General features: G+C 32.2%; 23 protein-coding genes and 1 other RNA gene. 9 read left to right on the top strand and 15 right to left on the bottom strand.

The features are described from left to right. Positions 1 to 158 precede the first annotated feature (158 nt). From C8C87_RS06135 to C8C87_RS06100, 8 genes are all read right to left on the bottom strand, one after another. The gene (locus C8C87_RS06135; protein ID WP_121341973.1) at positions 159 to 662 is read right to left on the bottom strand and encodes a CAP domain-containing protein; all 504 of its coding nucleotides are present in this window, start codon (positions 660 to 662) and stop codon (positions 159 to 161) included. A 162-nt stretch (positions 663 to 824) separates the two neighbouring features. Further along, the gene (pdxH, locus tag C8C87_RS06130) at positions 825 to 1469 is read right to left on the bottom strand and encodes a pyridoxamine 5'-phosphate oxidase (RefSeq protein WP_099715634.1); all 645 of its coding nucleotides are present in this window, start codon (positions 1467 to 1469) and stop codon (positions 825 to 827) included. A gap of 95 nt (positions 1470 to 1564) precedes the next feature. Continuing rightward, positions 1565 to 2470, bottom strand: coding sequence for a ribonuclease Z (locus C8C87_RS06125; protein ID WP_121341972.1), 906 nt, complete (start codon positions 2468 to 2470; stop codon positions 1565 to 1567). A gap of 72 nt (positions 2471 to 2542) precedes the next feature. Next, on the bottom strand, positions 2543 to 2755 hold the full coding sequence (locus tag C8C87_RS06120) for a hypothetical protein (protein WP_099715636.1): 213 nt from the start codon (positions 2753 to 2755) through the stop codon (positions 2543 to 2545). Between the two features lie 9 nt (positions 2756 to 2764). Then, on the bottom strand, positions 2765 to 3097 hold the full coding sequence (locus tag C8C87_RS06115) for a ribonuclease Z (RefSeq protein WP_099715637.1): 333 nt from the start codon (positions 3095 to 3097) through the stop codon (positions 2765 to 2767). 70 nt (positions 3098 to 3167) lie between these two features. Beyond that, entirely contained in the window at positions 3168 to 4094 is a 927-nt protein-coding gene (locus C8C87_RS06110; protein ID WP_099715638.1) for an aspartate carbamoyltransferase catalytic subunit, read from the bottom strand. Between the two features lie 52 nt (positions 4095 to 4146). Further along, positions 4147 to 4686, bottom strand: a complete 540-nt coding sequence (gene pyrR, locus C8C87_RS06105; RefSeq protein ID WP_099715639.1) for a bifunctional pyr operon transcriptional regulator/uracil phosphoribosyltransferase PyrR — start codon at positions 4684 to 4686, stop codon at positions 4147 to 4149. Between the two features lie 85 nt (positions 4687 to 4771). Continuing rightward, positions 4772 to 5956, bottom strand: a complete 1185-nt coding sequence (locus C8C87_RS06100; RefSeq protein ID WP_199716370.1) for a DUF418 domain-containing protein — start codon at positions 5954 to 5956, stop codon at positions 4772 to 4774. A 204-nt stretch (positions 5957 to 6160) separates the two neighbouring features. Between C8C87_RS06100 and C8C87_RS15835 the strand changes: the two genes are divergently transcribed. Further along, positions 6161 to 6337, top strand: a complete 177-nt coding sequence (locus C8C87_RS15835) for a hypothetical protein (RefSeq protein WP_199074802.1) — start codon at positions 6161 to 6163, stop codon at positions 6335 to 6337. 310 nt (positions 6338 to 6647) lie between these two features. After that, positions 6648 to 7565: a hypothetical protein gene (locus C8C87_RS06095; protein ID WP_121341971.1), complete on the top strand. Its 918-nt coding sequence runs from the start codon at positions 6648 to 6650 to the stop codon at positions 7563 to 7565. A gap of 83 nt (positions 7566 to 7648) precedes the next feature. Here the strand turns inward: C8C87_RS06095 and C8C87_RS06090 are convergent, their stop codons facing one another. The 3 genes from C8C87_RS06090 to nagB form a co-directional block, all read right to left on the bottom strand. After that, entirely contained in the window at positions 7649 to 9265 is a 1617-nt protein-coding gene (locus C8C87_RS06090; RefSeq protein ID WP_099715641.1) for an ABC-F family ATP-binding cassette domain-containing protein, read from the bottom strand. Positions 9266 to 9541: 276 nt separating this feature from the next. Beyond that, complete coding sequence (locus C8C87_RS06085; RefSeq protein WP_121341970.1) at positions 9542 to 11611, bottom strand: beta-N-acetylhexosaminidase; 2070 nt, start codon at positions 11609 to 11611, stop codon at positions 9542 to 9544. Positions 11612 to 11639: 28 nt separating this feature from the next. After that, positions 11640 to 13577, bottom strand: a complete 1938-nt coding sequence (gene nagB / locus C8C87_RS06080) for a glucosamine-6-phosphate deaminase (protein WP_121341969.1) — start codon at positions 13575 to 13577, stop codon at positions 11640 to 11642. A gap of 301 nt (positions 13578 to 13878) precedes the next feature. Between nagB and C8C87_RS06075 the strand changes: the two genes are divergently transcribed. From C8C87_RS06075 to C8C87_RS06065, 3 genes are all read left to right on the top strand, one after another. Beyond that, entirely contained in the window at positions 13879 to 14931 is a 1053-nt protein-coding gene (locus tag C8C87_RS06075; protein WP_121341968.1) for a sensor histidine kinase, read from the top strand. After that, a complete protein-coding gene (locus C8C87_RS06070; RefSeq protein WP_099715645.1) occupies positions 14921 to 15622 on the top strand; it encodes a LytTR family DNA-binding domain-containing protein in 702 nt (233 codons plus the stop codon). Before C8C87_RS06075 ends, C8C87_RS06070 begins: the two co-directional genes overlap by 11 nt. A gap of 193 nt (positions 15623 to 15815) precedes the next feature. Continuing rightward, positions 15816 to 17477 (top strand): MFS transporter, encoded by a 1662-nt coding sequence (locus tag C8C87_RS06065; protein ID WP_121341967.1) that lies wholly within the window; start codon positions 15816 to 15818, stop codon positions 17475 to 17477. Positions 17478 to 17624: 147 nt separating this feature from the next. Here C8C87_RS06065 and fsa read toward each other — a convergent pair whose 3' ends face one another. The 3 genes from fsa to ffs form a co-directional block, all read right to left on the bottom strand. Next, positions 17625 to 18281, bottom strand: a complete 657-nt coding sequence (fsa, locus tag C8C87_RS06060; protein ID WP_099715647.1) for a fructose-6-phosphate aldolase — start codon at positions 18279 to 18281, stop codon at positions 17625 to 17627. A gap of 219 nt (positions 18282 to 18500) precedes the next feature. Next, complete coding sequence (locus C8C87_RS06055) at positions 18501 to 19304, bottom strand: SDR family oxidoreductase (RefSeq protein WP_121341966.1); 804 nt, start codon at positions 19302 to 19304, stop codon at positions 18501 to 18503. 136 nt (positions 19305 to 19440) lie between these two features. After that, positions 19441 to 19538, bottom strand: an RNA gene (ffs, locus tag C8C87_RS06050) — signal recognition particle sRNA small type. Between the two features lie 88 nt (positions 19539 to 19626). Here ffs and C8C87_RS06045 point away from each other — a divergent pair. Then, positions 19627 to 20700, top strand: a complete 1074-nt coding sequence (locus C8C87_RS06045) for a glutaminyl-peptide cyclotransferase (protein WP_121341965.1) — start codon at positions 19627 to 19629, stop codon at positions 20698 to 20700. Positions 20701 to 20712: 12 nt separating this feature from the next. After that, complete coding sequence (gene hutI, locus C8C87_RS06040) at positions 20713 to 21951, top strand: imidazolonepropionase (protein WP_121341964.1); 1239 nt, start codon at positions 20713 to 20715, stop codon at positions 21949 to 21951. Positions 21952 to 22000: 49 nt separating this feature from the next. Here hutI and C8C87_RS06035 read toward each other — a convergent pair whose 3' ends face one another. Next, the gene (locus tag C8C87_RS06035; protein ID WP_099715651.1) at positions 22001 to 22885 is read right to left on the bottom strand and encodes a hypothetical protein; all 885 of its coding nucleotides are present in this window, start codon (positions 22883 to 22885) and stop codon (positions 22001 to 22003) included. A 105-nt stretch (positions 22886 to 22990) separates the two neighbouring features. On the opposite strand from C8C87_RS06035, the gene C8C87_RS06030 reads away from it, so the two are divergent. Both C8C87_RS06030 and C8C87_RS06025 read left to right on the top strand, forming a co-directional pair. Next, complete coding sequence (locus tag C8C87_RS06030; RefSeq protein WP_099715652.1) at positions 22991 to 24022, top strand: formimidoylglutamase; 1032 nt, start codon at positions 22991 to 22993, stop codon at positions 24020 to 24022. A gap of 139 nt (positions 24023 to 24161) precedes the next feature. Next, positions 24162 to 25415, top strand: coding sequence for a DEAD/DEAH box helicase (locus tag C8C87_RS06025; protein ID WP_121341963.1), 1254 nt, complete (start codon positions 24162 to 24164; stop codon positions 25413 to 25415). The last annotated feature ends 92 nt before the right edge of the window (positions 25416 to 25507 follow it).

The following is a 25507-nucleotide window of genomic DNA, read 5'->3' as shown; positions in this document are numbered from 1 at the left end:
AAAAAGTCCAATGAAAATTATTTCATTGGACTTTTCTATTCAAACAACCAAATTAAAATTAGCTATACGTTTATTAATTATCTTTCAAATACCTGATAAATATAAAAGGCTGTCTTTTGGGGATAAGACAGCCTTTTAGTTTAAAAAACAAACTCTAACTATATTTTTGCGAAAATATTAGTGTAATACTTTCTACCATTTGCAGGATTTTCTTTAATTGCAATTCCAAAATGAGTATGATCACCTTCGATATTAGCTTTGTGAGTAGGACTCGCTAACCAAGCATTTAAAACTGCCTCAGGAGTATTGTAATTGTAAGCTATATTTTCACTTACAGTTTTAGCTCCTAAAGTTTTGATTATATTTTCAGAACGAGCTACAAAATCATTATGATTAACTACATTATTTGCAATCATGTAATTGTCATGTTCTTCTGACTTGAATGACATATGATTGATTTTTTCCAAAGGTTTTAATCCAACACTAATTCTGTGTTTATTGATTAAATCCATTGTTTCTAACTCAATAGAATTATAAGAATAACTTACTACTTTTTGTGCAGATGCCTCAGTAGTTTGTGTCTCAGATTCATCTGAAGAGCAAGAATTCATAGTACAAATAACAGTAACAAGTAATAATGCGCGAAGTAATTTTATTTTCATAATATAGTAGTTTAAGTTTAAAGTAGATTGTGGGGCAAACTCCTTTAATAAATAAATATATGTTCGTAATTCTTGTACAAACATACTTGTTTTATCGTTAAACTACCAAAAAAAATCGACGAACTACACAATAAAAATATTTAAATATGTATTTTTCTTACATTATGGCGATAAGCGGTCGATTTTCCATGAAAAATCTTCTTGACTACTATATCTAATTCTGTCATGCAATCTATTAGGTCTTCCTTGCCAAAATTCTACCTCTAAAGGTGTCACAAGAAATCCTCCCCAATGTTTTGGTCTAGGAATAACCATACCATCAAAATCCTTTTCTAACTCTTTTAGATTTTCTTCTAAAAATTCTCGGGAAGGGACAATTTCACTTTGGTTAGAAACTATTGCGCCTAACTTGCTACCGTCAGGTCTGGATTCAAAATAATTATCTGAAATCGTTTCTGTAGTTTTATGGGCAATACCTTTGATAATAACCTGGCGTTCCATAGTGTGCCAAAAAAAAGAAAGACAAATTTTAGGATTTTGGGCAATAGCCCTACCCTTTTCTGAATTATAATTGGTATAAAAAATGAATCCTTCCTCATTAAACTTTTTCAACAAAACTACTCTGGCCTTTGGAAACCCATCTAATCCTATTGTAGATACCGTCATAGCGTTAACTTCGCTATCACCGCCAAAGTCCTCTACCTCATGAAACCACCTGTTAAAAAGGTTTATTGGGTCTTCAGGAATATTTGATTCTAATAGCTCACTCTTTTCGTAAGATTTTCTATAGTTACTTAAATCGTTCATGATTTTTATTTTAAGATTATTAGATATTTGAATGATTCAGTTTAAGAGTATCAAATATCCAAATGTGAATTCAGATGAAATAAATTATTTTTTATTTAAAACTCAAAGCTTTTTCCATCATCGGCCAAGAGCACTTCCGGAAAAATAGTTGCGGCTTCTTCTCTAAAAAGGTCAATATTTTCATATCGAGTAGAATAATGCCCTAAAATTAATTGCTTTGCATTAGATTTCAAAGCAATTGTAGCCGCTTCTTTTGCTGTGGAATGCAAAGTCTTTTTAGCTAAATTTTCTTCTGATTGCAAGAAAGTTGATTCATGGTATAAAACATCAATATTTTCAATGATTGGAATCATAGTTTCATTATATGCGGTATCAGAACAAAAAGCATAATTTTTTGCAGGAATTGGATCAAATGTTAATTTATCATTTTCAATAACTCGGCCATCTTCTAAAGTAATGTCTTTTCCGTTTTTTATTTTTTGATAATAACAGGTATCAATTTCATAATTTTGAACAGCATCCAGGTTAAGTTTTCTCGGTGCTGCTTTTTCTTGGAATAAAAACCCATTCGTATATACACGATGCTTTAAAGGAATGGTTTTTACCAAAACTTTTTCATCTTCAAAAATTACTTCGCTTTCGTTGGATTCTAATTCATGAAAGAACAAACCATAATTAGTCCATGAATTAGACAATCTCAATTGTAACTTGATGATTTCTTGAATTCCCTTTGGACCATAAATATGTAAATCGGTAGTTCTGTTCAGTAAAGTAAAAGTAGATACTAATCCTATTAGTCCAAAAAAATGATCTCCATGTAAATGAGAAATGAAGATATGATTAATCTTAGAAAATCGGATTTTATTTTTCCGCAATTGTACTTGGGTTCCTTCTGCGCAATCAATCAGAAAAATTCTGTTTTTTATTTCTAAAATCTGTGAGGTTGGATTCGTAAATGTTCGGGGTGTAGCTGCATAGCAACCAAGGATTGTTAGTTTCAATTTTTAATTTCAATTTAAAAGTTAGGATAGAATTAAAAATTGAAAATTCACATTTCGTTATTTATAACCAAACTATAAACTATCAATATTCTTTTCCTTGTTGTATTTTCTAATTTGCAGCGCCATAGAAATCGCTAATAATAAATTGGCTACTATTCCCCAATAGCTACCTGAATACGTATTGATGAATACATTATATAGATTAACAAACAGTAAAATTACAAAGCATACTAATAAAATAATTCTAAAAATATGTACTCTTTTTTTGTTGTTATAAAAATCCATTTACTATTTTTAAAAGCCTAAATCTCTTTCAATCTCTTCCATTTCAATAATATCATGTGCTTCTAATAAAGAAGGAACAACGGTTAATTTTTCAGGAACCGCGTTATAATCAAAATCAGAAGTAACTATAACAAATGATTTTTTAGCTTTTTTATGAACTTTTGATAAAGGCATAAATAATTTCATATTACCCGCCGGTAAATCTTTGTAAAGCAAAAGATCTATGATTAGATTATGCTTTTCAAATGTCTTGTATTGATGAGTAACCTTCATTAAAAAAGAGGTAAAATCACCTTGCGTATCTCTAATGCTAATTGTGTGTCCTTTTTGATCTACTTTCATCTTTTTAATTTCTAAGTCTACTCAAGGTAGAGGATTTATAAATAGCTAATTTACAAAGTTTTATATTAAATTACTGAATTTTTGATGCCAAAAGATAAATTACGGCCATTCTAATTGCAACACCATTTTCGACTTGGTTTAAAATTACCGATTGTTGTGAATCAGCCACCTCACTGGTAATTTCGACACCACGATTGATTGGTCCCGGATGCATAATTATGATTTCTTTATTTAGGGAGTCCAAAATCGTTTTATCAACTCCATATTGTTGAGCATACTCTCTTGTAGATGGAAAATAATTCACATCCATTCTTTCGTTTTGCACGCGTAACATATTTGCCACATCGCACCACTCAAGCGCTTTTATCAAGTTAGGCTCTACTGTAACACCAAGCGATTCAATGTATCTTGGAATCAACGTTTTTGGTCCGCACACTTTTACTTCAGCTCCTTGCATTTGCAACGCATATATATTTGACAAGGCCACTCTGGAGTGCAAAACATCACCTACAATAACTACTTTTTTTCCGGCTACTTCGCCTAGTTTTTCTCTAATCGAATAACTGTCTAGTAAGGCCTGTGTAGGATGCTCATGTGCGCCATCTCCAGCGTTTACAATGCTGGCTTTTACGTTTTTGGAAAGAAAATAAGCAGCACCTGGATTAGCATGTCGCATTACCACCATATCTACTTTCATCGAAAGTATATTATTAACAGTATCTATTAGAGTTTCCCCTTTCTTGACTGAAGATTGTGCTGCCGAAAAGCTAATAACATCGGCAGATAAACGTTTTTGTGCTAATTCAAAAGAGAGTTTTGTTCTAGTGCTATTTTCGAAAAAAATATTGGCAATGGTAATATCTCGTAAGGAAGGTACTTTCTTAATTGGTCGATTGATAACTTCTTTAAAATGATCGGCTGTTTCAAAAATTAGGTCAATATCATTCTTATTGATGTATTTTATTCCTAATAAATGATTTACGCTTAATTCTTTCATTTCTTTTTACGATTATTAGTTTTTAATGTTAGACTTTTAAACAAATCAGTATCTAACTTGTAATTAAATATACACCATCTTCACCTTCATTTTCTGCCCAGCTCACTTTTACTTTTTCGTTATTTATGGCATCTACCTGTCTCCCTCTATAATCCGGTTGAATAGGTAAATTGCGGCTAAAACGTCTGTCAATCAAAACCAGAAGTTCAATTTCTGATGGTCTGCCAAAAGATTGAATGGCTGTCAAAGCGGAACGTATACTTCGTCCTGTAAATAAAACATCATCAATGAAAATAACTTTTTTGTTTTCAACGATAAAATTAATCTTGGTTTTATTTGCTTCTAATGGCTTATCAGTTCTTCGAAAATCATCTCTGAAAAAAGTAATATCCAAATAGCCCAATTGAATTTCAGGTGTTTGGTATTCTTTTTCTAATATTTCTTTCAAACGCTCTGCTAAAAAAACGCCTCTTGGTTGAATACCTACTAAAATAGTGTCTGAAAAATCTAAGTGCTTTTCAATTAATTGACAGGCCAAACGATGTAATATGATAGTAACTTCTTTTGCAGTAAGTAATACTTTTTGACTCATTGTAAAGTGTGTTGTTTGGTTTTGCAAATATACGAATTCCGATTTATGATTTTATAATTATAAAGAGAGAAAATAGAGTCATTTTTTATTTACCCCATGAAATCCAGGTAGCTTTGTGCCAAATAGTTTCTAAAGGTCCTTGTTTATGGGTTTTAAGCCACCAGGTGCAAAATAACAATTGAATAATAAATAACACAATACCTATCAATAAACAATATGTTGCTCCCGTATATTCAAAAAGTCCTAATCCGTATCGGTAATAAATAAAGGAACCAATCATAGATTGCATGATGTAATTAGTCAAACTCATTTTTCCAAAAGGAATAAGCTTAGACAATACTTTATTAACAGAATCCTTTTGATACAACAAAACAAATCCTGAAACGAGAACTAACATAAATGCTACGTTTGACCAAGAAGCAAATATAATAGTGAGTTTATTAGATAACGTTACTCTTGCTATAACATCTACCGTATGCGTCTTTAATACAAATAATGGTATAAATAAAATACTTGAGTATAGTAGTACTTTTTTCCAAAACTGCTGGTTTGCATCGGTTGCATTAAAAAGTTGTTTTCGCCCCAGTAACATCCCAAACATAAATAGAGCTGGAGCCTGAAAAAACCTTCCATTTTCCCAAGACCATAATAGAGAAGCGATTTTTCCTAATGTCAAGTTTCCAACTACATAATCTACGAAAGAACCATTTTTCATATAAAGTGCAATACTTTCATAATATCCAGTTGATACGTTAGGCGGCGCTATATAATCCGGATTCAGTATATAATAAATACACCTTCCCCATTCTAAAGGTTGCAACATCAAGATAACAGCCGTAATAAAAATAGCTTTGTTACTCCAGTTGACAACCGGTATCAATAAAAGCCCAAGAAAAGCATATAAAGTCAGAATGTCTCCTTGATAAAATGCTGTATTTATAAGTCCAAAAACTAATAATAGCATCATGCGCCAAAAAAATCGACCACGGAAATCATTCCCTTTTTTAGCTTGATTATCATTTTGAATGTAAAAACTAAATCCAAAAAGAAGCGCAAAAATGGCATAAGACTTTCCTCCAAAAAGAAAAAATAAAGTATCCCAAATTATTTTATCCAAAGCTACAAGCCAAGCTGGAAAATTTTCGGGCAAATGAAAGTATTCAAAATGTTCAACATTATGAAGTAACATAATAGACATAATGGCAAAACCCCGTAAGGCATCTACCACTTCTATTCTGGGAGATTTTAAATTTAAAGTAATGTTGGTCATATCAATAGCTTGGTTTAAATAGAAATAATAAAAATCAAAAATATATTTTTTTGCATAAATAGTCGTTTAAAAAATATTTATAAAGATGCATTTTGTGATTTTTTTTTAAAACTATTAAAAAATTTTACAATAAACAGTAGAAATTATATAACAAATTAGCCTCTTGATTTAGTAATTTTATATTTCAATTTAAAGATAAAAATCATGCAAAAGAAACTAACCAGAATATTAATGCTTTTAGTAGTATTAGTATCATTTACAAGTTGTTCAATTATAGAAGGTATATTTAAAGCGGGAGTTGGTGTAGGTATTTTTATTGTCATTGCAGTACTAGCGATTATCGCATTTATTGTAAGTAAAATTTTCAACAGAAATAAATAAAAACTGAATGTCGTATAATTAATTATTTCTAGTTAATTATTGAATACTTTACATTCTACAAAATAAAGCTATCCAGAAAGTAATTTTTGGATAGCTTTTTTATTACTCTATTTTTTTATTCTTAAATACTTTCTTCAAGTAACAAACAGATATCACAATAATAATTAGTCCTAAATACCTTATAAATTTTTAATTTCAAATGCCTTTAATCGTTTTTACGAATCCGTTCATAGAATAAGTTAACTCACATTTTTTTGTAGCACTATTTTTAATAATTTAACAAAAAGTTTAACAATTTAAAAATATAAATATGAAAAAAATTGCCCTAAAATCTAAAGTCTTTTTGAAATTTTCTTACCTACTTATCTTTTTTACTGTATTACATTCTTGCCAAACAGAAGAATTAACGACAACAACATCTGAAGCTGCAAATAACAAAAATACAAGTAACACATTAAAAACTGCAGCTCCTGTTTCTACTAAAATATCTAACGGAAATTGTAGTATTGATTGCATTAAAGCTGACGGTCCTTACTTTAAAACTTCTGAACAACAAATTGTAACTTGGGGTGGCCCTAATAATGACAAGTTCAGTAAAACAGTAAACATTGAGTATTACAATACTACTACTGATTTTATTTTGAAAGTAAAAAGTTCTAATGGATGGAGCGATTTGGTAATCAATGGTGTTTCATCATGGACAACAGGTCCTGTTGCTGAAAATACATGGGAAACTTTAGTTATTCCGTTAAGTTCAGGTTGGAAAGCTTGTGACATTAAGAGTTTTGCATTACAAATTACAGGAAATGGACCTCAAGCCGTTTTTAATGTAAACTATAGCCTTTTTGGTATATGTACTGATTGTGTAACTTCATTTACAGCAGAAGCTATTTCGTGTGGTCAATCTCGTGAGGCAGTTTATACGTTTAAATCGGATGCTGATTTATCCTATTTTAAAATCCAAGGTGGATTGACTAATTTCACTGGAGCTAATGCTGTTGTAACTGTTACTGGCGGTACTAATACAACAACTACACAATCTACACCTGGTGGAAGTTCAAACAGAATAATAAAAGTTGAAGGAGGTATCGCTAAATGTTCAGAAGTAACAATCAGAGTCACTTGGAATTCTACTAATACTGGTGGTACAATTACCGGAAGTTGGTCTGTATCAACAAATAATCCAAATGTTGCACCTGCTCCTATTCTAGGTTTAACTTGTAATTAGAAATAATCGATTCAACGATATTGATATAATAAAAAAGGCGATTGTTTTGAAACAATCGCCTTTTTCTATTTGAATTTATTTTTTTAAGAATACATCTTAACTCTCAATTCCTGTACTTTTTCATCATCAAGATAATCATCAAAGGTCATGTAACGGTCAATCGCTCCATTTGGTGTCAATTCGATAACTCTATTGGCAACCGTTTGAGAGAATTCATGATCATGAGTGGTGAAAATCACAGATCCTTTGAAGTTTTTTAATGAATTATTAAAAGCTGTAATGGACTCTAAATCTAAGTGATTCGTTGGTTCATCAAGCATTAAAACATTCGCTCTTTCCATCATCATTCGAGACAACATACAACGTACTTTTTCTCCTCCTGATAATACTCTACACGTTTTTAAAGCTTCTTCTCCAGAGAAAATCATTTTCCCAAGGAAACTACGAATATTTACTTCATCACGCTCTTCTTCAGTTTTTACCCATTGACGCAACCAATCTACAAGAGAATAGTCACTCTCAAAAAAGGAATGATTTTCTACTGGTAAATACGCTTGGTTTGTAGTAACTCCCCAATCATAAGTTCCTGAATCGGCTTTTTGGTTTCCATTTAAAATTTCATAGAAAGCTGTAGTTGCACGAGAATCTTTTGAGAAAAGAACAATTTTATCGCCTTTTGCCATATTCAAATCAACTCCTTTAAACAAAACATCACCATCAATTGAAGCACTTAGATTTTGTACATTTAAAATTTGATCTCCTGCTTCACGCTCTTGGTCAAAAATAATCGCCGGGTAACGTCGGCTAGATGGTTTTATCTCAGAAATATTCAACTTACTGATCATTTTTTTACGAGAAGTAGCTTGTTTTGATTTGGCCACATTCGCACTAAAACGACGGATAAATTCTTCTAATTCCTGTTTCTTTTCTTCCGCTTTCTTATTCTGTTGTGCGCGTTGTTTTGCAGCTAATTGGCTTGATTCATACCAGAAAGTATAATTTCCTGAATAATGATTGATTTTATTGAAATCAATATCAGAAATATGGGTACAAACTGAATCCAAAAAGTGTCTATCGTGAGAAACTACAATTACTGTATTCTCATAATTTGCCAAGAAATTCTCTAACCAAGCAATGGTTTCAAAATCCAAATCATTGGTAGGCTCATCCATAATAAGCAAATCTGGATTACCAAAAAGTGCTTGTGCCAAAAGTACTCGAACTTTTATTTTTCCTTCCAAATCTCCCATTAGAGTATAATGGTTATCTTCGGTAATTCCAAGATTCGATAACATTGATGCAGCATCAGAATCAGCATTCCAACCGTTCATTTCTTCAAATTGCACTTGCAATTCCCCTATTCTATCTGCATTCGAATCATTGTAATCTAAATACAAAGCATCCATTTCTTTTTTGATCGCATACAAGGTTTTATTCCCCATCATAACGGTTTCAAGAACGGTACTTTCGTCAAACATGTTGTGGTTTTGATTCAAAACCGACATACGTTTTCCTGGTTCCAAGTGAATATGTCCCGATGTTGGATCCATTTCACCTGCAATTATTTTAAGAAAAGTAGATTTTCCAGCGCCATTGGCTCCGATAACTCCATAGATATTACCGTGTGTGAAGGTAGTATTTACTTCGTCAAACAAAATTCGTTTGCCAAACTGAACTGATAAATTATTTACTGTTAACATGAATATTTATTTTATAAAATTTTTGCAAAAATACGAAAAAAATACGAATTTTTTTTATCCAAAAAAGTACATTTTCAGGAATTGTATTTCGCTTACGATTAAATGACTAATCAAAAAAAAACCTGACACAAAATGCCAGGTTTATAATATCATTTTCTTTAAAACAAACCTTTCTCCAAATCATTAAAGAAACTAATATTTATTCAAAATAAAATAAATCAAAATATAAATAACCAAACTCAATTTCAACAAACCTATTTTATTTTTGAACTTTCATTATTTGATTAGTTTTTTCAAACTATTATATACTGCCAATTCTACATCGGCATGTTTTTTTGAATTGCATTGTTCCAATAAATCATTTATCACCGATGAATTTAAAGATTGTTTTTTTTCAATTCCTGCTAGAAGTTGTTCTGATATAGCACTTAAGCTTTTTGACAATGGTAAAAGTGGTTGAACCAAGGGTGCATTGGCACTCAAATCAATCAATTTTGTATTCATATCCACCCATTTTTTTAAATAATTGGTTACTGCTGTTTGATTTTCTGTGCTTTGATTCGCTAAATATTTATTTACTGCTTTATCAAAATCAAAAACATCTAAAGCATCAGCTGTACACGCATCCGCAAATAAAGTAAAAGGAGAATACATGCGATATTTTATTCCATGACTGTTGCGGGTATATATTTTCAAAGGTTCACAAACATTTGAAAAATCATTCAGAGCAACAGTTTCCTGATTATTACTTATGTTCCTTAAAATTACTTCCTTATTCCTTAGATGTGTAATGCCTAGTTCTTCTAACCTAAAAGAAACCGTTTTTAGTCTTTTATGAAGACTATTCATATCAGTAACATTTTCATTAGACCATAATCGTTCTGCAATAGCAGCTGTACGTGGCCAAATCCTTGAATCGATATTTAATGGTGTTGCAAGTTCGCTCCACATTGCCGCTTCACCACCCAATATCCTCGCTTTTTCTTCAGGAGTCAAAATACTGTTTTTAGAGATTGGATCATTTTTATAATGACTTTCTACTCCTAACATTAAATCAATGTAATAACCATTTGACAAAACTGTTTGATAACCATTTTTAGCTGCTTTGATTAATGATCCTCCAGCCGAAAGCCCTTCATTAGGTCCTCTCCAGGCATGAATAATAGCATCTTTAGACATGTTCTCAGTCATTATTTCTTCCCAGCCCATTAATTTTTTGTTATGCTTTTTTAACATTGGAACCAGCTTCATGTTAAAGTAGGTTTGCAAATCATGATTATTGGCCAGTTTATTTTTCTTCTTGAATTCTTGAATTTTAGGATTTGCATCCCATTCTTTTCCATTATTTTCATCACCTCCAATATGAAAATAATCCCCTGGAAATAAAGGACAAACTTCATCAAAAATTTCACTTAACAATTGATACGTTTTGGGATTTATTGGATCTAATGTTGCATCAAAAATTCCTGATCTTCTTTCAACTGCATAATTTGCAATTGCGATACTTTGTTTTTTACTTTCCACTGAATTCGATTGTAAATCCACCACTTTACTGCCTATTTCCGGATAAGCGGCAAGTATTGCAGATGCATGGCCTGGAACATCAATTTCAGGAACAACCATAATCCCTCTATCTCCGGCATATTTTACAACATTCTTGATTTCTTCTTGGGTGTAGAACTCTCCATCTGAAGCCATTTCTGTAAACTTTGGATGATTTTTCATTTCTATTCGCCATCCTTGATCATCTACTAAATGCCAATGAAAAACGTTCATTTTCATGGAAGCCATAGCGTCCAGATTTCTTTTGATTACTGCTACAGGCTGAAAATGTCTTGCTGCATCTATCATCAATCCTCTCCATGTAAATCGTGGCAAATCTGTAATTTCAACTGCTGGAAAATAATATGATTTACTATTGTTTTGCAATAATTGCAATACTGTTTCTAATGCATGTAAGGCCCCTAAATCAGTAGTAGCAGTGATTTTTATTTTATTGGGATCAATACTCAGTTGATAACTTTCATCTTCATACAATCCTATTTTTCCACTGCGAACACAATTAATTTGCAATTGAGCCTCTGGATATTCGTTAATTTTTGTCGAAAAACCTTGCTCAAAAAACAAACCCGTCCTACCGTCTAATCTTCGTAAAAAATTAGTTGCACCTACAAAAATTCGAGGATTTGGATTACCGGTAATATTTACTTTAAATCCTTTGCTTAAAGCAAAAGTACCAGCAGTCAAATTTACATTTTGAGGCCAAGGCATCAGATCTAATTGTTCTTTTTGTATTTGAGCATTAGAAACAAAAGCAGAGAATAATAGGATTAGAATGAATTTCATGTTATTTATCCGTTTATAAAGTTAATTTTTAATAGTCGAAACGCTTGAAAGCTTCGATAGCTTCGTACTCAGCAAGACCTAGATTATCATATAATTTTGCTGTACTTTTATTTCGATCTTCAGCTCTTACCCAAAATTCTCTAGAATCGTTTCCTTGAAACATTACCCTATCTTTTTGAGATTGATGGTACAAAATGGCGTGTCTTTTTAGTAAAACTTCATCTGGACTTAAAGGAACTGCCATGTCAATTTCGTGAATATCCCATTCGTGCCAAGCACCTCTATACAACCACAACCAACAATCATTCATGTAAGGCTCTGGTTTCAGTTGTTTCATTGCTGCAAAAATTGCATTCAAGCAAACTTCATGCGTGCCATGCGGATCAGCAAGGTCCCCAGCAGCAAAAACTTGATGGGGTTTAATTTTTGCAATTATAGCTGCAACTATGGCTACATCCTCAGTTCCTAATGGATTTTTCTTTATTTGTCCTGTTTCATAAAAAGGCAGGTCTAAAAAATGAATATTTTCATCTTTTAATCCAATGTATCTTGTGGCAGCATACGATTCACGTCTTCTTATTAAACCCTTTAATTTTCGAACTTCTAATGAATCTATCTGGTTTTCTGTTTTGTTATTTAGAAAATTGATAACTGCTTTGAAATTAATTTTAGTTTCATCCGCACCAATAAAATCGTTACAAACTTCGGCAAATTTTAAAGCTTCATCATCAGTAACGGCTATGTTTCCTGAAGTTTGATACACCACATGAACATCATGTCCTTGTTTGATCAATTTTGAAAAAGTTCCTCCCATAGAAATTACATCATCATCTGGATGCGGACTAAAAAGGATTACTCTTTTCTTAGCAGGATTAGCGCGTTCCGGTCTGTATGTATCATCCGTATTCGGTTTTCCACCTGGCCATCCAGTTATCGTATGTTGTAATACATTAAACATATTGATATTTAAATCGTAAGCAGAGCCTTCTAAAGCCAAAAGATCAGACATACCATTATTATTGTAATCCCTGTCGGTTAGTTTTAAAATTGATTGATCTGTTTTTTGGCACAGCCAAACAATCGCTTTACTTTTTAACTCTTGTGTCCAAATACATTCTCCCACTAACCAAGGCGTTTTGAATCGGGTTAATTCAGAAGCTGCCGATTGGTCTAAAACAAAAGTAGTATTGGTATGATTTTGCAAAAAAGTAGCAGGAACTTCAGGACTGATGTCTCCTTGAACTGTTCTTTTTATAATATCGGCTTTATTTTGTCCCCAAGCCATCAATACAATTCTTTTAGACCTTAGAATCGTAGAAACACCCATCGTAATAGCTCTTTTAGGAACATTATCAATACCATTAAAATCTGATGAAGCATCTACTCTAGTGATATGATCCAAAGTAATTATTCGAGTTCCTGAATTGATATGCGAACCCGGCTCATTGAAACCAACGTGACCTGTACGACCAATTCCTAATAATTGAAAATCAAGTCCACCTGCATTTTTTATTTTCATTTCATAATCAATGCAATATTGATTCAGTTCTTCGATAACTACCGTTCCGTCTGGAATATTTACATTTTCCGGATTGATATCAATATGATTGAAAAGGTGTTGGTGCATGAAATAATGATAGCTCTGATTGTTCTCTTTTGTCATTGGATAATATTCATCCAAATTAAAAGTGATTACATTACTAAAACTAAGGCCATCTTCTTTATGCATTCGCACCAATTCTTCATATACTTTTATTGGTGAAGATCCTGTTGCTAAACCTAGAACACAAGGTTTATTTTCTTCTTGTTTGGATCTAATTAATTGTGCAATTTCCTGAGCGACAATAACAGACGCTTCTACTGAGTTTTTAAAAATTTCATTGTGGATTTTTTCAAATCTCGTTTCTTCAAATTTACCGGCACTTTTATAGCTGATGTCAGGTTTAATTTCTAAAGCACTTTTCATTTTATTTTTATTTATTCGATTTAATTACTTCGTTGATATTAATTGTTTTAATCTAAGTATAAAATTAAATAAAACGCTTTTCCTGAGAAAATAATTTATACCAACGGTAGCTTATTTTAAACCAACGACACAATTTTGTCAACAACGCGTTTTTCAACTGCAACAATTATGAGTTTTTCTTATCAATTTGCATATTTTTGATATTTTTATTTAAAAAGATTTTTTAGTGTCAAATGATTTAAGTCCCATAAAAATCACTTTCTTTAAAAATGGTTACTCCAAAAGATAATTCCAACAAAAAATGAAGCATACCAACGAGGAAAAATTCGATAGCAAACTTCAAAATCATTTTTGGTTTTGGGGATTGTTTTTTTTAATGAACTTTCTACGATGGGGAGCGTATTTCAATGATTATGAATATTCTTTTAAATCTAATGTTTTAGAATTTTCGTTGCATATTCCATTAGTCTATTTCAATTTATTTATTCTTATTCCCCGCTATATATTAACATCAAAATATTATAAGTATACAGTTGCTTTACTTTTTAGTTTAATGATCATCTACTTATTAAAAACAGGATTAACCTATTACATTATTTCTGAGGATATTTGGCCAGAAGCTAATAGAGACTACAAACCATTTGACATCAATCATATTGTAGCTGTTTGCATTGGTGAATTATATGTTGTGGCGATTGCTTCATCTATTTATCTTACCCAAATTTGGCTCAAAGAAAGAGAACGAAATAGAGCCATAATTGAGAATCAATCCAAGATGAAACTGAAGTATTTAAAGAATCAGATTCAGCCTCATTTTTTCTTTAATACCCTAAACAATTTATACGCATTGTCACTGGAATCTTCAAATAAAGTTCCCGATGTAATTATTAAGTTGTCAAAATTGATGGAATATGTATTATATGATATCGAAGACACTAAATTTGTACCATTAATAAATGAAATAGATTATATTCAAAATTATATTGAAATTGAAAAACTCCGTTTTGAAAACGTAGAGGTAAGTATAAACCTGAAATCAAACATTGATGAAGTCAAAGTACCGCCATTACTGCTGATTTCCTTTGTGGAAAATGCCTTTAAACACGGTGGGATAAATAATAACAATATTAAAATAAAGATAAATTGTAAAATTATTGAAGGATCCATACTTGATTTTGAAATGCTGAATAATTTTGTACTTTCACCAGATTTTAAAGAAAAAAAAGGAATTGGATTAACGAATACCAAGAAGAGATTAAAGTTAATTTTCAAGAAAGAATATAAATTAGAACAACAGGTAAAGTTCAATTTTTATATCATCCGCTTACAAATACCGCTATCTAATGAAGATTAAATGTGTTTTGATTGACGACGAACCATTAGCCATGAAAGTATTGCAGAATTATTTTAATAATTTTGCCGACTTTGAAATTACTGGTACATTCAATAATGCACTGGAGGCTCTAGAATTTATAAACAGCAACTCTGTCGATGCTGTTTTTTTAGATATTAATATGCCAATGATGACCGGTTTTGAATTGATTCGATTGATAGAATACAAGACCAAAATTATTATCACGACTGCCTTTAGAGAGTTTGCTGCCGAAAGTTACGATTTAGATGTTTTAGACTATTTAGTAAAACCAATACCCTTACCAAGATTTATAAAATGCATTCATAAAATTGAAGCCGATTTCAATTTAAAAAACAATATTAAAATTGAACCGCATAAAATTGAGCCACATATTTTTATCAAAGTAGATAAGAAAATGGTCAAAATAACAATAGATGAAATCCTGTTTATTGAAGGAATGAAGGAATACATAAAAGTAGTTACAACGGATAAAACTTATATTACCCACAAATCATTGACCTCTTTATCCGAAGAATTACCTGCTGATAGGTTCATGCGCATCCATAAATCGTACACTATAGCCATTGATAAAGTAAAATCAATCGAAGGCAACAGGATACAAATCCTTTCTTACACGCTACCAATTGGTAGAAATTACACCAAAGATGTAAAAAGTAAAATTTTAGAGTAAATTCCATTTCAATATTTTTATTTGAAAAAGCAAAAACTTCGAAAAAAAAGCATCGTTTTTTAACAAAAAGTGATTATTCTATAATTCTAACAATATTTATTCTAAATAATTTTTTTTTAATTTACTTAACAAATATATTTACGGTCTTGCAGCTATAAATGTAATTAACTTAATCATTAACCAATTTAAAATTATGAATTCAGAACAAACAAAGTCTAACAATTCCGCACTTTATACGCTCATTACCGTATTTTTCTTTTGGGGATTTATTGGAGCATCAAACGGTATTTTTATCCCTTTTTGTAAAGCCAAGTTTGGCTTAGATCAATTTCAAAGTCAACTTATAGATTTTGCTTTTTACGGAGCATATTATATTGGAGCATTACTTTTATTTATTTTTAGCAGCATCGCAAAAAAGGACATTTTAAATGCTTGGGGATTCAAGAAAGGAATTATCTACGGACTATTGATTAGTACATTTGGAGCTGTATTAATGATCTTAGCTGTAACACAGGGAAGTTATTTATTTATTTTAGGAGCTTTATTTATAGTTGCATTAGGCTTTTCACTACAACAAACTTCTGCACAACCATTTGCTGCTTCTTTAGGAGAAGCACATACTGCTTCAAGTAGATTGAATCTTGCTGGAGGAATCAATTCATTAGGAACTACAATAGGACCAATAGTTGTTTCTATTGCCTTGTTTGGTGTTGTTGCCGGAGTAAATATTGAAGAATTTGCTCAAAAAGAAAACTCATTGGATTCAATGAGAATATTATATGTATTTGTTGGAGGTTTATTTTTATTAGCTGCAGCATTATTTCATTTTTCTAAAAAATTGCCAGCGGGTAAAAGTGACTCTACTTTTGAAACAGCCAGCAAAGCAATGAAAACGCTTATTGCTATCACAGTAATTCTGGTAGCTATTTTTGCTTATATATTTTCTCGTTATGAAGATTCTGAATTTATCACTCGTTTCATCGAGAATAAAGAGAAGGATTATTTAGGTTTAGCCTTAACTGTGTCTACATTATTAGTTGTAGTTATCGGTTTGTTTTTTGCCAATACTACAGCTCAGAAAAATCCTGAAGGTTGGGGTGCTATGAAATACCCACAATTAGTTTTGGGAATGTTAGCGCTTTTCGCTTACGTTGGTGTCGAAGTAACTATTGGAAGTAATCTTGGAGAATTATTGGTAACTGCTGATTTTGGTTCTATTTCTGGACCTGCATTAGCACCTTATATGTCTATGTATTGGGGAAGTTTAATGATTGGTCGTTGGGCTGGAGCTATCACCGTTTTTAACCCATCATCTCAATTAAGAAAAATTTTACTTATCGTTGTTCCTTATGTAGCATTTGGAGTGGTATTGACTGCTAATGCAATTTCTGGACAAGATGTTACACCGTTATATGCTTACGCATTAGTAATTTTATTCCAAATTGCAGGTTTCTTTTTAGGGAAAGATCAACCATCAAGAACTTTAATGATTTTTGGTTTAATGGGAATGGTTGCCATGATAATTGGTTTATTAACTACTGGAACAACTGCTATTTTTGCTTTTATGAGCGGTGGTTTATTTTTAAGTATTATGTGGCCTTGTATTTTCTCATTGGCAATTGCCGGATTAGGAAAATATACATCACAAGGATCCGCATTCTTGGTAATGATGATTTTAGGTGGTGGAATTATCCCGCCACTACAAGGAAAACTTGCTGATATCATTGGAATTCATCCTTCTTATTTCATTCCAGTTTTGTGTTTTGCATTCATAGCATTCTATGGTTGGAAAGTAATTGGAATTTTAGAAAAACAAGGAATCGGAAAAGAAATAGAAGTTGGTGGAGGACACTAATTTCAACACAAACTAACCAAAACCAAACCAATAAAAAACTCCCATTATGCTTAGCAAAATGGGAGTTTTTATTTATCGAAATCTCAAATCAAAAATCGTTACCCGAGCCTGAAAGGCGAACAGGCAAAGCAATCTGAAATCTCAAATCTATTTATTTCCTTTCTCGAAATCAGCAACAAACTGTGCCAATCCAATATCAGTCAATGGGTGTTTCAATAAACCGTAAATGGCAGATAATGGTCCAGTCATAACATCAGCACCTATTTTTGCACAGTTTACAATATGCATCGTGTGACGAACTGAAGCAGCAAGAATTTGAGTTTCATAACCGTAGTTATCATAAATCAATCTAATTTCTTCAATCAAAGCCAAACCGTCAGTAGATACATCATCTAAACGACCAATAAACGGAGAAACATAAGTAGCTCCAGCTTTTGCAGCCAATAAAGCTTGACCAGCAGAGAATACTAAAGTTACATTCGTTTTAATTCCTTTATCCGAAAAGTATTTAGCAGCCATAACTCCTTCTTTAGTCATAGGTAATTTTACCACGATTTGCTCATGTAAATCTGCTAATTCTTCTCCTTCTTTAACCATTCCTTCGTAATCCAAAGCATTTACTTCGGCACTTACATCACCATCAACTAGGTTACAAATGTCAACGTAATGTTTCAAAATGCTGTTTTTACCTGTGATTCCTTCTTTTGCCATCAATGATGGATTAGTTGTAACACCATCCAAAACGCCTAATGCTTGTGCTTCCTTAATTTGAGCTAAATTAGCCGTGTCAATAAAAAACTTCATAATATATCTATTTAATTGTGTGTTTTATAATTTGGGCATGACCCTTCGTAAAAAACTTCGGGTCGGGCTTTTCGCTGTATCTTTTTTGTTCCGCTTTTGCTTTGCACAGCGCCACAAAAAAGGATGCCGCTACAATCCCTCATGCATACGTAAATTCAAATACTTGACAGCCACTGGCGTTCTCCTCTTAATCTCACGCTACTAAAATTCGGTGCAAAATTACAACTTATAATGATTCATAAGCATTTTTTCATATACTTTATCTGGTAAAATTCTCTTCAAGACAATCGAGAACTTTTGCATAAAAACACCTACTTTATAATGAATTTTAGGATTTGGAGTTTGGATAATTTTATACACCGCTTCTGCCATTTCATTAGGATTATTGCCACTATCGACATGTTCATCCATAGTTTTTAGTGAATCCCCGTACGGAATTTCGTAAGCAGAACCTCTTATAACCGGAGCATGATAACGTCCCGAAGCAATATTAGTAGCAAAATCACCCGGAGCCACATTCGTAATATGAACACCAAAGGATTTCACTTCCATACGTAACGCTTCAGTGATGAGTTCAAGAGCGCCTTTGGAAGCTGAATAAACACTTCGGTATGGCAAACCCATATACGCGGCAATTGAAGTAATATTGATAATCAATCCTGATTTTTGCGAACGCATTTGTGGTAAAACGGCTTTCATCACTTCAATTGGACCAAAAAAATTAGTCTCAAAATTGTTCTTGATTTCATGCATTGGAATTTCTTCCAATGGTCCTGTAATTCCCACACCGGCATTGTTAATTACAACATCCAGTCTTCCTGAAATAGCAATTACTTTGGCTACAGCCGTATGAATAGAATCTGCATCCCGAACATCTAAAGCTACCAATGGAAAAACAGAATTTAAAACTCGTTCCGGATTTCTGCTGGTTCCATAAACAACAAAACCTTTTTGATGCAAAAATTCGCCAATAGATTTCCCTATTCCCGAAGAACCTCCTGTAATTAGAACTACTTTATTCATTTATTTTGTTTAAGGTTTAAAGTCTAAAGTTTTTTGACATCTTGTACAACTACAAAAAGCTAAACCCAACTTCAGTTAGAATAGTCCAAAAATAAAAAAATCCTCCCGAAGGAAGACTACTTTTGTAAGAAATAAAAAATGGCAAGCGACCTACATCGCACCGCTCAACCACGTACCCTTGCTATGTTCCCATCCTGGGGGAGTCTGCAGGAGCTGGTCGTGTAGGACTTGCCGGTGCAAATATACAACCTTTTTATATTTTTGCAAGTGCTTTGCACCTATTAAAATAACGTTGTATATTGGGGTATTCAAATTTTACATTATGAAAAATTATAACATACTATCTATCATTTTATTAGGAACCTTATTCGTTAACTGTGGTGATACAAAAAAAGGTGAAAATTCTTTATTTACCTTTGATAATTCAAAATTTAAGGAACAATACCAACCTCAAGAAGCACTTTCTTTGGAAATTTTGAACTCCAATTCAAAAACTATTGACAGTATTATTTACTATGTGAATGACAAAAAAATTGGTTCAAAAAAAGGAGTTGACAAATTAATTTTTGAATTAAAAGATCAAAAACTAGGCTATCAAAACCTAAAGGCTTTAGTTTATTATGAGGGACAAAACTCAGAAGCGACCGCAAGAGTAGAATTAGTATCTAATATTGCGCCAAAATTATTGAAGTATACCATAGTAAATACATATCCGCACGATATTCAAGCGTACACTCAAGGATTAGAATTTTACCGTGATACGCTTTATGAAGGTACAGGAAACGGATCAGGTCCATCTGGAAAAAGAGGAATTTCCAGCTTAAGAAAAACAAATTATAAAACTGGGGAAGTTTACAAGAAAGTAGAACTAGATGCTCAATATTTTGGCGAAGGAATTACAATTCTAAACAACAAAGTATATCAATTGACATGGAAAAATAATGAAGCGTATGTTTATAATGCAGATACTTTCAAAAAAGAAAAAACAGTTCCGTATTACAAAAATATGGAGGGCTGGGGTTTAGTGAGTAATGGTACAAACTTATATATGACTGATAGTTCTGAAACGATACATGTATTAAATCCTGAAACTTTTAATGCGATTGACCATATCAATGTTTACTCTTTAAAATCTAAAGTAAAGGGAGTAAACGAACTGGAATGGATTAACGGAAAAATATATGGAAATGTGTACCAAAAAGATGCAATTGCTGTCATTAATCCTAAAAATGGAGCGGTCGAGGGAATAATTAATCTTGCAGATTTGACTACAAAAATTGCTAAATTAGAAGATACTGACGTTTTAAACGGAATCGCTTACAACCCAAAAACAAAAACCATTTTTGTAACCGGTAAAAACTGGAATAAAATGTTTGAAATCAAAATTTCAGAGTAATTATCATATAAAATGACAACGTTAATTATCAATATAAAAGAGTTACTTCAGATTCGAGAAACGGCTATAGCTAAAGTTTCCGGTGCTGAAATGGCAATCCTTCCAACTATCAAAAATGCCTTTTTAGTAATTAAAGACAATTTAATTGCTGATTTTGGCTCTATGGATAATCTACCTCAAATACCTGCTGACAAAACAATTGATGCCACCGGAAAAATGGTTTTACCATCTTGGTGTGACAGTCATACCCATATTGTTTATGCCGGCAATAGAGAACAAGAGTTCGTCGATCGAATCAATGGTATGACCTATGAGGAAATTGCCAATCGTGGTGGGGGAATTTTAAATTCAGCTAAAAAATTGAATGAAACGACCGAAGAAGAAATCTATAATCAATCCAAAGCACGGCTTGAAGAAGTCATGCGTTTAGGAACTGGCGCTGTAGAAATCAAATCAGGATATGGATTAACAGTTGAAGGAGAATTAAAAATGCTTCGCGTGATTCAACGTTTAGCGCAAAACTATCCAATAACCATTAAAGCAACTTTTTTGGGTGCTCACGCTTTCCCATTAGAATTTAAAGGAAATCATCAAGGATATATAGATTTAATCATTAACGAAATACTACCTGAAATTGCCAAAAATAAACTGGCAGAATTCATCGATGTATTTTGTGAAACCGGTTATTTTACTGTTGATGAAACCCAACAAATAATGGAAGCTGGGATTAAATTTGGCTTAAAGCCAAAAATACATGTCAATCAATTCAACTCTATTGGCGGAATTCAGGCTGGAATTAAATACAATGCACTTTCGGTTGACCATCTAGAAGTTATGACAACAGAAGATATTGAAGCTTTAAAAAATACAGAAACAATGCCTGTAGCGTTACCATCCTGTTCTTATTTTTTGAGTATTCCATATACGCCGGCACGAGAAATGATAACTGCCGGACTTCCTCTAGCTCTTGCAACCGATTATAATCCAGGTTCTACTCCATCAGGAAATATGAACTTTGTTGTTGCTACTGCGTGTATCAAAATGAAAATGACTCCCGAAGAAGCCATAAATGCGGCTACAATAAACGGAGCTTATGCCATGGGAATTTCAGCAACCCACGGAAGTATAACCATTGGTAAAAAAGCAAACCTGATTATTACAAAACCTATTCCCTCCTATTATCAATTGCCCTACGCTTTTGGCAGTAATCTAATTGATACTGTATTGATAGAAGGTAAAATTTTTGCATAAAAAAAGAGGAACATTACGTTCCTCTTTTTTATTACGTCAACTATTGTTGTTATCTTAAAACAAAACTTGTTTTAGAAACTAATATATCTCTATCGAAAATATTGATATAGTACGTCCCTTTAGCAAAATCTTTACCTCTTAAATCTTCTGTGACATTGATTGTTTTGTTTTCATATTTCACATTAGTTAAAAAACTATATGTTAAAGTATTGTCTCCAAAAGTCTCTGTTTTTTTATCGCCTAAAACATTGTTTTTACTGTCAATTACTTGAACATAATATGTTTTATCACCAGATTTAGCAATTTGGTTTTCAGCTATTGTAAAATTAACTCTAAGAACATCAGCTCTGCTTGCTTTATCAGTTTCAATTTGTTTTCCTGAACTTCTTAATTTAAAAGCAGAACCTCTAGTGTTTAAAACCGTCAATTTTGAACCGATTTCAACCGCTTTAGCCAATTCTTCATTTTGACCTGTCAATGCTTCAACATTCTTTTTAGTTTCTCCTAATACTACAACTGTACTATCACGTTGTGTAGTAAGTGTTGTATTTGCCTTTTTTAAGTTGTCATTTTCAGCAATTAAAACTTTCATATTTCCTTGCAAAGCATTGAATTGAGTTCTGTATTTCGATAATGAAGCTACATCCCCTTTCGATTTACTTAAATCAGACATTAAGTTTACCACTTTATCTCTTTCTTGAATTAACTCTTCAGACATAGATGTATTTTCTGCAATTGCAGCATCATAGGTTGATTTTAATTCTTGTAAATCTTTCATAACTGATTCTTTCTCAGTTAATGTCGTTTTCAATTCTGTTTTAACGATTTCGGTATCTGAAGTCATTTTAAAAATATAAACTAAACTTCCCACTAATAAAATAGCTAATACTGCTATAACCGCTTTAAGACTTGAACTGCTTTTTTGATTTTCCATCTTTTAATTTAATTTAATTTATTTTACAAATTTAACAATATATAACCACGTAATAACGTAAGTTAACGTAATTATATTATTTTTGGAAAAAAAATATTTTTTTTAATGGAAAAAATTATCCCGTTTACCATCAAAGATCTTGCTAAAATTACGAACCATAGAAGTGGTGAAATAAAATTTGGAGAGAAAATGATAACCGTTCCAAAAGAGACTGATGCTATTGAGTTTTTAAAGACTTGTGACGCAAAATATGTATTGTTTGGAATTCCGGAAGATATAGGCATAAGAGCTAATTATGGCAGGCCTGGTGCAGCATCAGCATGGGATAGCGCCATTAAAAGTATCGCTAATATTCAGCATAATCGATTTTGTAAAGGAAGTCAACTTTTTGTATTAGGCCAATTAAATGTTAGTGCCGAAATGAAAGAAGTAGAGCATTTAGATTTTAATGATATTGATGATCGATCTAAATTAAGCCAACTGGTAGAAAAAATTGATAAAGATGTTTCTCATATAATTTTCAATATTATAAAACTGGGCAAAATTCCTATAATTATAGGTGGCGGACATAATAATTCCTATGGAAATATAAAAGGAACCGCTCTTGCTAAAGGAAAACCTATCAATGCTATAAACTTTGACGCTCATTCCGATTTTAGAATTTTAGAAGGACGTCACAGCGGTAATGGTTTTTCATATGCTTTTGAAGAAGGGTTTTTAAAGAAATATTTTATTTTTGGTTTACACGAAAATTACACTTCCAAAAGTGTATTGGACATCATTAAAAAAATAGAAGACCGTGTGCGCTACAATACTTATGATAGCGTAAACATTAGAAAAGAAAAAGATTTCAATCAAGAAATGGCTCTAGCTTTAGAATTTATAAATGAAGATTTTTTTGGAATTGAGATAGATCTGGATTCCATTCCTAATATAGCTTGTAGCGCAATGACTTTGAGTGGTTTCTCAGTGGAGCAACTGCGCCAATTTATATCCTATTTTGCAAAAAATAAAAATGCGACCTATTTGCATATTTGCGAAGGCGCACCAGATTTAGGGGAAGAAAAAAACAATCATCTGATAGGTAAACTTATAGGATATTTAGTAACTGATTTTATTAAATCTAATACTATTTAGTCTGTTTTATTGATGAATTCCTGAATTCAAAATCCAGAAGTTGTACCCCTAAATACCTTGTAATCCACCATCAAAAATAATAATACTATCTTTGTCGCACTATCTATGTACATAATACAGGATATTAAATACCAAAAATATGTTATTCGAAGATTTATCACTTTCAAAAAGTATACAAAAAGCCGTATTTGAACAAGGCTACCTTAACCCAACACCTATTCAAGAACAATCTATCCCAATTGTATTATCAGGAAGAGATTTAATAGGTTGCGCACAAACTGGAACTGGAAAAACAGCCGCATTTGCTATTCCGATTATACATCAATTGCATCGAATTGTAGGTTCTTCAAAAAAAGCCAAACAAATTCGTGCTTTAGTTGTTACTCCAACCCGTGAATTAGCTGTTCAAATAGGACAAAGCTTTGATACGTACGGAAAATACACAAACCTGACACAACTAACCATTTTTGGTGGAGTTTCACAAAATCCACAAGTAGACACTTTAAAGAACGGTGTCGATATTTTAATTGCAACACCAGGAAGACTACTAGATTTACACAAACAGGGTTTTATTGATTTAGACCATTTACATACTTTAGTTCTTGACGAAGCGGATCAAATGCTGGATATGGGCTTTGTGAATGATGTAAAGAAAATTGTAAAGCTTACGCCAAAAAACAGACAAACATTATTTTTCTCTGCTACAATGCCAATTGCAATACGAGAATTAGCTGAAATGTTTTTGACTGATCCTGCAACAGTAACAGTTTCTCCTGTATCTTCAACTGCTGAAAATGTAGAACAACGTGTTTATTTTGTTGACAAAACAGAAAAAAGGAACTTACTATATCATTTAATTAAAAATGAAAATCTATCCGATGTTTTGGTTTTTTCAAGAACAAAGCATGGTGCTGATAATGTTGTAAAAGCATTGCGAAAAAACAATATTGCCGCAGAAGCCATTCACGGTGACAAATCACAAAATGCTAGACAACGCGTTTTGGATGCTTTCAAAAATAAAGAAGTTGGTGTTTTGGTCGCTACTGATATTGCAGCCAGAGGAATTGATATTGACCAATTGCCTTTTGTAATCAATTTTGACTTACCAAACATTCCAGAAACGTATGTTCACCGCATTGGTAGAACAGGTCGTGCCGGAAATGGCGGTATTGCAATCTCTTTTTGCAGTAAGGACGAGCATACTTATTGGAAAGACATCCAAAAACTAATAAAAGTGGATGTAAAAACCGTAAATGATCATCCTTATCCTTGGCATTCAGGAAGCCCTGAAACTGCTCCTGGATCCCAACAAAAAAATTCAAACCGAAGCGGTGGAGCTCACAAATCGAGAAAATCAGAAGTTTCTAAACAAAACAAAAAACGCTGGTATTAAAAATATTTAATACTTGTTTTCATCCGTAAGAAATACCTTTTTAAGTTTAAATTAAAAAGGTATTTTATCGTTAAATATCTTATTTTCAACGT

The organism is Flavobacterium sp. 120 (assembly GCF_003633605.1).
GTDB lineage: Bacteria > Bacteroidota > Bacteroidia > Flavobacteriales > Flavobacteriaceae > Flavobacterium > Flavobacterium algoritolerans.
Note: the sequence above shows the minus strand (reverse complement) of the source record. Positions and strands in the feature narration are given on the sequence as shown.

Coding starts and splice junctions, on each gene's coding strand:
- C8C87_RS06135 (WP_121341973.1), bottom strand. CDS start 662: ATGAAAATAAAATTACTTCGCGCATTATTACTTGTTACTGTTATTTGT.
- pdxH (WP_099715634.1), bottom strand. CDS start 1,469: ATGAACGATTTAAGTAACTATAGAAAATCTTACGAAAAGAGTGAGCTA.
- C8C87_RS06120 (WP_099715636.1), bottom strand. CDS start 2,755: ATGGATTTTTATAACAACAAAAAAAGAGTACATATTTTTAGAATTATT.
- C8C87_RS06115 (WP_099715637.1), bottom strand. CDS start 3,097: ATGAAAGTAGATCAAAAAGGACACACAATTAGCATTAGAGATACGCAA.
- C8C87_RS06110 (WP_099715638.1), bottom strand. CDS start 4,094: ATGAAAGAATTAAGCGTAAATCATTTATTAGGAATAAAATACATCAAT.
- pyrR (WP_099715639.1), bottom strand. CDS start 4,686: ATGAGTCAAAAAGTATTACTTACTGCAAAAGAAGTTACTATCATATTA.
- C8C87_RS06100 (WP_199716370.1), bottom strand. CDS start 5,956: ATGACCAACATTACTTTAAATTTAAAATCTCCCAGAATAGAAGTGGTA.
- C8C87_RS15835 (WP_199074802.1), top strand. CDS start 6,161: ATGCAAAAGAAACTAACCAGAATATTAATGCTTTTAGTAGTATTAGTA.
- C8C87_RS06095 (WP_121341971.1), top strand. CDS start 6,648: ATGAAAAAAATTGCCCTAAAATCTAAAGTCTTTTTGAAATTTTCTTAC.
- C8C87_RS06090 (WP_099715641.1), bottom strand. CDS start 9,265: ATGTTAACAGTAAATAATTTATCAGTTCAGTTTGGCAAACGAATTTTG.
- C8C87_RS06085 (WP_121341970.1), bottom strand. CDS start 11,611: ATGAAATTCATTCTAATCCTATTATTCTCTGCTTTTGTTTCTAATGCT.
- nagB (WP_121341969.1), bottom strand. CDS start 13,577: ATGAAAAGTGCTTTAGAAATTAAACCTGACATCAGCTATAAAAGTGCC.
- C8C87_RS06075 (WP_121341968.1), top strand. CDS start 13,879: ATGAAGCATACCAACGAGGAAAAATTCGATAGCAAACTTCAAAATCAT.
- C8C87_RS06070 (WP_099715645.1), top strand. CDS start 14,921: ATGAAGATTAAATGTGTTTTGATTGACGACGAACCATTAGCCATGAAA.
- C8C87_RS06065 (WP_121341967.1), top strand. CDS start 15,816: ATGAATTCAGAACAAACAAAGTCTAACAATTCCGCACTTTATACGCTC.
- fsa (WP_099715647.1), bottom strand. CDS start 18,281: ATGAAGTTTTTTATTGACACGGCTAATTTAGCTCAAATTAAGGAAGCA.
- C8C87_RS06055 (WP_121341966.1), bottom strand. CDS start 19,304: ATGAATAAAGTAGTTCTAATTACAGGAGGTTCTTCGGGAATAGGGAAA.
- C8C87_RS06045 (WP_121341965.1), top strand. CDS start 19,627: ATGAAAAATTATAACATACTATCTATCATTTTATTAGGAACCTTATTC.
- hutI (WP_121341964.1), top strand. CDS start 20,713: ATGACAACGTTAATTATCAATATAAAAGAGTTACTTCAGATTCGAGAA.
- C8C87_RS06035 (WP_099715651.1), bottom strand. CDS start 22,885: ATGGAAAATCAAAAAAGCAGTTCAAGTCTTAAAGCGGTTATAGCAGTA.
- C8C87_RS06030 (WP_099715652.1), top strand. CDS start 22,991: ATGGAAAAAATTATCCCGTTTACCATCAAAGATCTTGCTAAAATTACG.
- C8C87_RS06025 (WP_121341963.1), top strand. CDS start 24,162: ATGTTATTCGAAGATTTATCACTTTCAAAAAGTATACAAAAAGCCGTA.